General features: G+C 69.3%; 9 protein-coding genes and 1 pseudogene. 6 read left to right on the top strand and 4 right to left on the bottom strand.

Features of this window, described 5'->3' with window-relative positions; translation table 11 throughout:
* Together ABDW35_RS27650 and ABDW35_RS27645 are read left to right on the top strand one after the other, a co-directional pair.
* Positions 1-291, top strand: a pseudogene (locus ABDW35_RS27650) (hypothetical protein); the annotation flags it as partial.
* A gap of 82 nt (positions 292-373) precedes the next feature.
* Positions 374-1,126 carry an SDR family oxidoreductase gene (locus ABDW35_RS27645; protein WP_343717075.1) on the top strand — a complete coding sequence of 251 codons (753 nt, stop codon included), beginning with the start codon at positions 374-376 and terminating at the stop codon, positions 1,124-1,126.
* A gap of 136 nt (positions 1,127-1,262) precedes the next feature.
* On the opposite strand, the gene ABDW35_RS27640 is transcribed toward ABDW35_RS27645, so the two are convergent.
* A complete protein-coding gene (locus ABDW35_RS27640; RefSeq protein ID WP_343717074.1) occupies positions 1,263-2,051 on the bottom strand; it encodes a GNAT family N-acetyltransferase in 789 nt (262 codons plus the stop codon).
* A 99-nt stretch (positions 2,052-2,150) separates the two neighbouring features.
* On the opposite strand from ABDW35_RS27640, the gene ABDW35_RS27635 reads away from it, so the two are divergent.
* Together ABDW35_RS27635 and ABDW35_RS27630 are read left to right on the top strand one after the other, a co-directional pair.
* A complete protein-coding gene (locus ABDW35_RS27635; protein WP_343717073.1) occupies positions 2,151-2,789 on the top strand; it encodes a LysE family translocator in 639 nt (212 codons plus the stop codon).
* Positions 2,790-2,806: 17 nt separating this feature from the next.
* Positions 2,807-3,526, top strand: a complete 720-nt coding sequence (locus tag ABDW35_RS27630) for an HAD family hydrolase (RefSeq protein WP_343717072.1) — start codon at positions 2,807-2,809, stop codon at positions 3,524-3,526.
* A gap of 134 nt (positions 3,527-3,660) precedes the next feature.
* Here ABDW35_RS27630 and ABDW35_RS27625 read toward each other — a convergent pair whose 3' ends face one another.
* Positions 3,661-4,131 (bottom strand): MaoC family dehydratase, encoded by a 471-nt coding sequence (locus tag ABDW35_RS27625; protein ID WP_343717071.1) that lies wholly within the window; start codon positions 4,129-4,131, stop codon positions 3,661-3,663.
* Positions 4,132-4,144: 13 nt separating this feature from the next.
* Here ABDW35_RS27625 and ABDW35_RS27620 point away from each other — a divergent pair, with 13 nt between their 5' ends.
* Positions 4,145-5,536: a transcription antitermination factor NusB gene (locus ABDW35_RS27620; RefSeq protein WP_343717070.1), complete on the top strand. Its 1,392-nt coding sequence runs from the start codon at positions 4,145-4,147 to the stop codon at positions 5,534-5,536.
* Positions 5,537-5,568: 32 nt separating this feature from the next.
* Here the strand turns inward: ABDW35_RS27620 and ABDW35_RS27615 are convergent, their stop codons facing one another.
* Both ABDW35_RS27615 and ABDW35_RS27610 read right to left on the bottom strand, forming a co-directional pair.
* On the bottom strand, positions 5,569-6,123 hold the full coding sequence (locus ABDW35_RS27615; protein WP_343717069.1) for a hypothetical protein: 555 nt from the start codon (positions 6,121-6,123) through the stop codon (positions 5,569-5,571).
* Complete coding sequence (locus ABDW35_RS27610) at positions 6,120-6,866, bottom strand: hypothetical protein (protein ID WP_343717068.1); 747 nt, start codon at positions 6,864-6,866, stop codon at positions 6,120-6,122. Before ABDW35_RS27610 ends, ABDW35_RS27615 begins: the two co-directional genes overlap by 4 nt.
* Positions 6,867-7,105: 239 nt before the next feature.
* Between ABDW35_RS27610 and ABDW35_RS27605 the strand changes: the two genes are divergently transcribed.
* Positions 7,106-7,510 (top strand): ATP-binding cassette domain-containing protein (locus tag ABDW35_RS27605; RefSeq protein WP_343717067.1); only part of this gene is annotated, 405 nt, incomplete at its 3' end.

Below are 7,510 nucleotides of genomic sequence, written 5' to 3'. Positions count from 1 at the left end.
GCCGCCTTCACGACAGAAGACGTCCGGCGCGACCGCGCCATGAGTGCCGCCAACACCCTGTTCAGCGTCACCCAGCAGATCTCAATGGGGCTGGGCGTGGCGCTGGGCGCCATCGCGCTGCGGGCGGCGGAGGCGTCGGGCCTGGCCGGCGGCTCGACCGTGGCCGAATACCAGATCGCCTTCGCCGTCCTGGGCGTGCTGGCGCTGCTGTCGATGCTGGACTATCTGCCGCTGGGCCGCGACGCCGGCACCGAGGTCAGCGGCCACGGGCGACGACAGCATTCCGGCTGACTAGGTCGGACATAACCGCTAGGGTCCGTTCCTGAGACGGGGCGGAACCGACCCCGAAGAGACCGAGACGGGAGAGACGCAGATGACGAGCAAGGTGGCGCTGGTGACGGGGGCCGGGTCGGGCGTCGGCCGGTCGGTGACGCTGGCCTTCCTGAAGGACGGCTACGAGGTGGTGCTGGCCGGTCGGCGCCAGGACGCGCTGGCGGAGACCATCCGCCTGTCCGGCGCGTCCGCCGACCATGCCCTGGCAGTGCCGACCGACGTCACCGACCCCAAGAGCGTCCGCGCCCTGTTCGACGCCGCCAAGGCCCGCTTCGGCCGGCTGGACGTGCTGTTCAACAATGCCGGAATCAGCGCCCCGGGCGTGCCGCTGGAGGAGCTGAGCTTCGAGCAGTGGAAGGCGGTGGTCGACACCAACCTGACAGGCCCGTTCCTGTGCACGCAGGAGGCGATCCGGATCATGAAGGACCAGGACCCGCAGGGCGGCCGGATCATCAACAACGGCTCGATCTCGGCCCATGTGCCGCGGCCGAACTCCGCCCCCTATACCGCGACCAAGCACGCCATCACCGGCCTGACCCGGTCGACCTCGCTGGACGGGCGCAAATACAACATCGCCTGCGGCCAGGTCGACATCGGCAACGCCGCCACCGACATGGCCTCGAAGATGGCCAAGGGCGTGCCCCAGGCCGACGGCTCGATCAAGCCGGAGCCGCTGATGGACGCGGCCCATGTCGCCAGCACCGTGCTGATGATGGCGTCCCTGCCGCTCGACGCCAACGTCCAGTTCGTGACGGTGATGGCGACGAACATGCCGTTCATCGGGCGGGGTTAGCGGGCCGCGGGAAAGCCAGAACCGTCATCGCGAGCCCCGCAGGGGCGTGGCGATCCAGCGGCACCGCCCTCTGGATCGCCACGGCGCTACGCGCCTCGCGATGACAATCTGTTTCTGGACACGCTCCTATGAACCATCAGGCGCCCGCCTCACGGACATAAGGCGTGGTCGTCGTCAGCGCTCGGAAGCCGAGCCGTTCCAGGATCGGCCGGCTTTCGGGCGAGGCGTCGACGGTGAGGATGCGGAAGCCCCGCCCCTTCGCCTCAGCGGCGCGCTTGGCCACCAAAGCGCGGTAGATGCCGCGCCCGCGCCAATGCGGCCGGGTGGCGCCGCCCCAGAGGTCGGCGAAGACGGTGCCGGGGTTGAACCGGATCCAGCCGGCCGAGACGCAATGGCCGTCGGCCATGGCGAGATAGACCGACAGCCGGTCCGGCGCCGCGGCCAGCTCCGCCCCCAGAACGTCCGACCGCCAATCCTCGTCGGCGCCGTAGACCGCGGCCATCAGGTCGTCGATGGCGCCGAAGCGCACCGGGTCGATCACCCGCTCGATCGTCACCCCCTCCGGATCGACCGGCGGCGGCAGCGCGCCGTCGAGGTCGAGCGCCACCAGCGTCTCCGGCTCCTCCGCCGCGAAACCGACGGCCGCCAGCCGCGCGCCGAGATCGGCCGGCGCGTCATGGCCGTACAGCTTCCATTCGACCGACCGGCCCTGGCCGGCGAAATAGGAGGCTTCGCGCGCGATCACCGCATCGGCCGTGGCGGCGTCCAGCCCGCTCCACAGCACGCAGTTGTCGTGGACGTCCGGGCCGGGGCCGACGATGCGCGTGACCTCGGCCAGCCGCTCCACCCGATAGTCCGGGTCGGCCGGCACCGGGGCCCGGCGCAGCTCGGCATCGAAACGCTTCAGGATCTCCGTCACGTCCATCTCGTCCTCGTCCGCTCCGCCGGGCTTGCCCTGGGCGTCCCTTATGGCCGATTTTGGCGCCGGCCGCGACCGCGGCCCGACGGATTTCGGAGAGCGATCGTGAACGGCACCCTGCTCCTGGCCTCCGGCCTCGCCGGCTTCGCCTACGGCATCTCGCCGGGGCCGGCGGTGCTGGCTCTGCTCGGCATCTCCGCCGGCCAGGGGCGGAAGGCCGGGGCCACCTTCCTGTGCGGCCATCTGGTCGGCGACGCGCTGTGGTCGGCGCTGGCGCTGACCGCGATCATCGGCGCCCAGGCCATCGGCCCGGTGGTGTTCGACGCGCTGGGCCTGATCTGCGGCGGCTATCTGCTGTGGCTCGGCTGGTCGGCGCTGACGGTGCGCCGCGGCAGCGACGGCAGCCTCGACCGCTCGGTCAACCGGCCCCTGCTGCGCGGCCTGCTGTTCGGCGTCACCAACCCGAAGGGCTATCCGGTGGCGGTCGCGACCTTCACCGCGCTCCTGACCAGCTACGCCGCCAGCCTGAGCTGGTCGGCCCTGCCGGCCCTGGTGGTGGCCGCCTGCGTGGGCTCCGCCACCGCCTATGTCATCCTGGTCGGCGTCACCGGCACCTCGGGCGTGCGCCGCTTCTACCGCCGGCGCGAGATCTGGTTCGTCCGCGCCTCGGGCCTGCTGTTCCTCGGCTTCGCCCTGCACGCGCTGACGCAATCGATCGGCGGCCTCGCCGCCCGCCGCGGCTGACACGAGAGCCCTTCCCGATGTCCGATCCCCTGACCGTCGCCTTCGACGCCGACGACACCCTGTGGCACAGCGAATCCGTGTTCGAGGAGACGCATGGCCGGCTGGTCGCCCTGCTGGCCCCCTGGGTCGACCCGGCGACGCTGGAGCGCCGCCTGCTGGACACCGAGGCGCGCAACCTGAAGACCTTCGGCTACGGCGTGAAGGGCTTCACCCTGTCGATGATCGAGACCGCGATCGAGATCAGCGGCGGCCGCGTCGGCAGCGGCGAGATCCGCGCCATCCTCGACCTCGGCAAGGCGATGATGGACCATCCCGTCGAGCTGATCGACGGCGTGGTCGACACGCTGGACTCGCTGGCGCCGGAGGCCGCGGCCGGGCGCATCCGCCTGATCGTGATCACCAAGGGCGACCTGTTCCACCAGGAGAGCAAGGTCGCCCGCTCCGGCCTGGCCGAGCGGTTCGAGAGCATCGAGATCGTGGCCGAGAAGGACGAGGCGACCTATCGCCGGATCCTGCAGCGCGGCGGCACGGCGCCGGAGCGGTTCCTGATGATCGGCAACTCGATGAAGTCCGATATCCTGCCGGTGCTCGACCTCGGCGGCCAGGCGGTGCATATCCCCTACCGCATCACCTGGGCGCTGGAGCATGTGAGCCGGCCGGAGATCGCCCCGCCCGGCTTCCACACCCTCGACTCGATCCGCGAGGTCCCGGCGCTGGTCAGCCGCCTGCTGGGATAGGCTCATCGCCTGAACCATTGACCCGTCATCGCGAGCCCCGAAGGGGTGTGGCGATCCAGCGGCACCGGCTCCTGGATCGCCACGGCGCTGCGCGCCTCGCGATGACGGTTTTTGGCCTTCAAGGCCCGCAGTATCTAAGCCGGCCGTCTTGGAACCACCATATTGGCCACCATCACCTGCACCGGCTCACCCGCCTGGTTCAGCGTGGTGATCCGGGTCTTGACCATGCCGCGGTCGGGGCGCGACTGGGACGGCCGGATCTCCAGCACCTCGCTCTCCACCCGCAGCACGTCGCCGGGGCGGACCGGGCGCGGCCAGCGCATCTCGTCGGTGCCGCCGCCGATCAGCCCGCCGGCCGGCAGGAACGCGCCGCCGACCAGGAGCTTCATGGTCAGCGCCGCGGTGTGCCAGCCGCTGGCGGCCAGGCCGCCGAAGAAGGTCGCCTTCGCCGCCTCCTCGTCGAGATGGAAGGGCTGGGGGTCGAAGTCGCGGGCGAACGCCTTGATCGACTCGGGCGTGACCGCGACGGTGCCCGAGCCGAAGCGCTGGCCGACCTCGAGGTCCTCGAGATAGAGGCGGCGGGCGGCAGGGGTGTCGGTCGGCATCGGCGTGTCCTCCATGATCCCCCCAGCATGGCCTGGCGCGGCCGATCGCGGAAGTGACCGGCGGCACATCGCGCTGGTCCGCCCGGCCCCGATGGTCTACATCCCGCGCATGACCGACACCGGATTGGCCACGCGCAAGGCGGCCGTCGAGCTGCTGCGGGCCGTGCTGGCGCAGCGGCGCCCGATCGACGAGGCCCTGGACGCCCATCTCGCTTTGCGGGAGCTGGCGCCGCGCGACCGCGCCTTCACCCGGCTCCTCCTTACCACCACGCTGCGCCGCCTGGGCCAGATCGACGCGCTGATCGACGGCGCGCTGAAGACGCCGCTGCCGCGCGGCGCCGCCACGGTGCGCGACGTGCTGCGCCTGGGCCTGTCGCAGCGCCTGTTCCTGGCCACCCCGTCCCATGCCGCGGTCGACACCTCGGTCGAGCTGGCCGGGCTGACCGGCTTCGCCGGCATGAAGGGGCTGGTCAACGCCGTGCTGCGCCGCCTGGCCGAGGATGGGCCGGCGCTGCTGGCCGGACAGGACGCCGCCCGGCTGAACACGCCCGACTGGCTGTGGACCCGCCTGGCCGATGCCTATGGGACCGAGACCGCCGCCGCCATCGCCGAGGCGCATCTGCACGAGGCGGCGCTGGACCTGTCGGTCAAGGCCGGCCCCGAGGTCTGGGCCGCGCAGCTGGACGCCCGGCTGCTGCCGAGCGGGTCGCTGCGGCGCGAGGCCGGCGGCCTGGTGCCGGAGCTGCCGGGCTTCAGCGAGGGCGCCTGGTGGGTGCAGGACGCCGCCGCCGCCCTGCCCGCCCGGCTGTTCGGCCCGATCCCGGGCCGCCGCATCCTGGACCTGTGCGCCGCGCCCGGCGGCAAGACGGCGCAGCTGGTCGCGGCCGGCGCCGAGGTCACGGCCATCGACCGCTCCACCCGCCGGCTGAAGCGTGTGGCGGAGAATCTCGAGCGCCTCGGCCTGACCGCCGGGCTGCACACCGGCGACGCCGAGAGCTTCACCGGCGGCGCCCCCTATGACGGCGTGCTGCTGGATGCGCCCTGCAGCGCCACCGGCACCATCCGCCGCCACCCCGACGTACCCCGGCTGAAGGGACCGGAGGACGTGGCCAAGCTGGCCGCGGCCCAGGCGCGGATGCTGCGCCATGCGGTCGAGCTGGTGCGGCCCGGCGGCATCCTGATCTGGTGCACCTGCTCGCTGCTGCCCGAGGAGGGCGAATCACAGATCGACCGGCTGCTGGCCGAGGACGACCGGCTGATGCGGGTGCCGGTGGCGGCGGCGGAGATCGGCGGGTCGGCCGAGCTGCTGACCGCGGCCGGCGATGTCCGCACCCTGCCCAGCCACTGGGCCGATCTCGGCGGCCTCGACGGCTTCCACATCGCCCGGCTGAAGCGGCGGTCCTAAAGCGGCAGAAGCAAACTAGGCCCGCTCGCAGTCTACTCGGACTCGCCCGTTTCCGGTGGCCTCCCCGTGCCTCCGAATGGAAGTGAGCCCTGGGCGCTTTCGGGTGGCAGAGGCAAATCTACAATGCCCTTTACCTCGAATTGGCCCCCTGCCAGTGCGCGTATGTCGCCGTCGTCAGAATAGATGATGCTGACTCCTGCAACCGCAGCGATCGCGACGATCTGGTCGTCGAATTTAGCTATACGACGGTCTGCAGCCGGGGATTTAGTGCCGCCCCGCTTCCGTGCCGCTTGTCGCGCAGCATGCTCGATGGCCGCGCGCTTGTCGAAATCGGCAATCCGGAAATGCCTGTTTCTTTCGAGCATCGCCAGCCATTGCGGTGCGGCATCTCCCGCACGGACAAACACTTCTGCCAAGGAAGTCGTCGGGATGACGATCGTGGCCTTCTCGCGCTGCAAGGTCGCAATCAGATGAGAAACACGGTCGGCACATCGGACGACGGGCTGCCCCGTCGCCTTATCGAGAGGTGCATCCGCGTCCGGCGTGACCAAGTAAACGAGCACGCTGGCATCGAAAGCCACGATCAATGGGCATCTCCATTGTCATGGCGTTCCTTCAGAAGCGTCTGAACTGGATCAGGGACATCCTGCCAGCCGTTCCCCTTCACCTGTCTCAAGCTGGCCACGACATCCTGCAGCGGTGTCTCATCCAACTCCTCGAAGTCGGTGATCTTGAAGCTTCTGAGTTCCCAGCTCCCATCGCCGTCTCGGAACCAGACGCCAGTGCCATGGACCCGAATTGTCGGCCCATAGATCAACGGCCCCAAGCGCCGGGCCATGTCCCTGGTCGCGTTCAGGCCGGTATAGATGACCGCCCCATCCTGCAGATGAACAGGAACAGTGTCGTCCTTCCCACCGACGCGGATCACCTGCCCATCAAGCGTGCCATCCTGCCGGAACGGCCCAAAAACCAGGGGCTCCGGGCGCAGTCGGCCGGGAAAGGGGATTACAGTGACGTCCGCATCATCAAGCAATGCACCCGTCGCGTTGTCTTTACGGAGCATCTCATCAAGTTCGGCGAACGCCTTGAGAGCATCCTTGGGACCGCGACCATCGTGCACCCCACGGACGCGCTCGCGCACCTTTGGACGCGCGGGCGGATCAACGCCCGCGACAAGCACCGCAGAACCCGCGACAATCTTCTGGAAATGGACGCTCTCTCCCTCACCTAGCAGCTTGGCGAGCGCCATCATGTACTCTGCGAGTCGCTCCATGGGGAGCGTCCCAGGGCTGAAGCTTTCGGCGATGCGGAATCGGTATTCGCTGTCCATGGCACACTCTCACACGCTCCCATTATCGCTATGCTGTCGCGACTGACGAGGAATTTTGTGCCTCATCGGTGTTAGGTCAATCCAACATAGAACAAAAATCGAACATCGTCGCCAGGCTTCATCCCCTCGCTGTTTCGCTAATAATCAGACAAAAACAAATTGCGCTCCGCCGCGCCTTCTTTCACAGTTCCGCCCGAAACGAGTCCGGGATCACCGGGGCCAGGGAGGAACGAAGCGGCATGGCGCTTCTGGAGCTGCGGGACATTGCCAAGCATTTCGGGGCGATCCACGCCCTGACCGGCGTCAGCTGGTCGATCGAGCCCGGCGAGGTGGTCGGGCTGATGGGCGACAACGGCGCCGGCAAGTCCACCCTGGTCAAGGTCATGGCCGGCAACTTCCCGCCGACCTCCGGCGAGATGCTGCTGGACGGGAAGCCGGTGCATTTCCACAAGCCGGTCGACGCCCGCGAGGCCGGGATCGAGGTGGTCTATCAGGACCTCGCTCTGGCCGACAACCTGACCGCCGCCGCCAATGTCTTCCTGGGCCGCGAGCTGAAGACCGGCGTCTGGCCGGTGCGCCGGCTGGACCACGGCGCCATGAACCGCAAGGCGCAGGCGCTGTTCGCCGAGCTGAAATCCGAGACC

Origin of the sequence: Inquilinus sp., from assembly GCF_039594555.1 — a bacterium.
Taxonomy (GTDB): Bacteria; Pseudomonadota; Alphaproteobacteria; order DSM-16000; family Inquilinaceae; genus Inquilinus.
This window is presented reverse-complemented; position numbering and strand designations above follow the sequence as displayed.

What these genes read in the sequence shown, in the direction of transcription:
- ABDW35_RS27645 (WP_343717075.1), top strand. Translation starts at nt 374, where the DNA reads ATGACGAGCAAGGTGGCGCTGGTGACGGGGGCCGGGTCGGGCGTCGGC.
- ABDW35_RS27640 (WP_343717074.1), bottom strand. Translation starts at nt 2,051, where the DNA reads ATGGACGTGACGGAGATCCTGAAGCGTTTCGATGCCGAGCTGCGCCGG.
- ABDW35_RS27630 (WP_343717072.1), top strand. Translation starts at nt 2,807, where the DNA reads ATGTCCGATCCCCTGACCGTCGCCTTCGACGCCGACGACACCCTGTGG.
- ABDW35_RS27625 (WP_343717071.1), bottom strand. Translation starts at nt 4,131, where the DNA reads ATGCCGACCGACACCCCTGCCGCCCGCCGCCTCTATCTCGAGGACCTC.
- ABDW35_RS27620 (WP_343717070.1), top strand. Translation starts at nt 4,145, where the DNA reads ATGATCCCCCCAGCATGGCCTGGCGCGGCCGATCGCGGAAGTGACCGG.
- ABDW35_RS27610 (WP_343717068.1), bottom strand. Translation starts at nt 6,866, where the DNA reads ATGGACAGCGAATACCGATTCCGCATCGCCGAAAGCTTCAGCCCTGGG.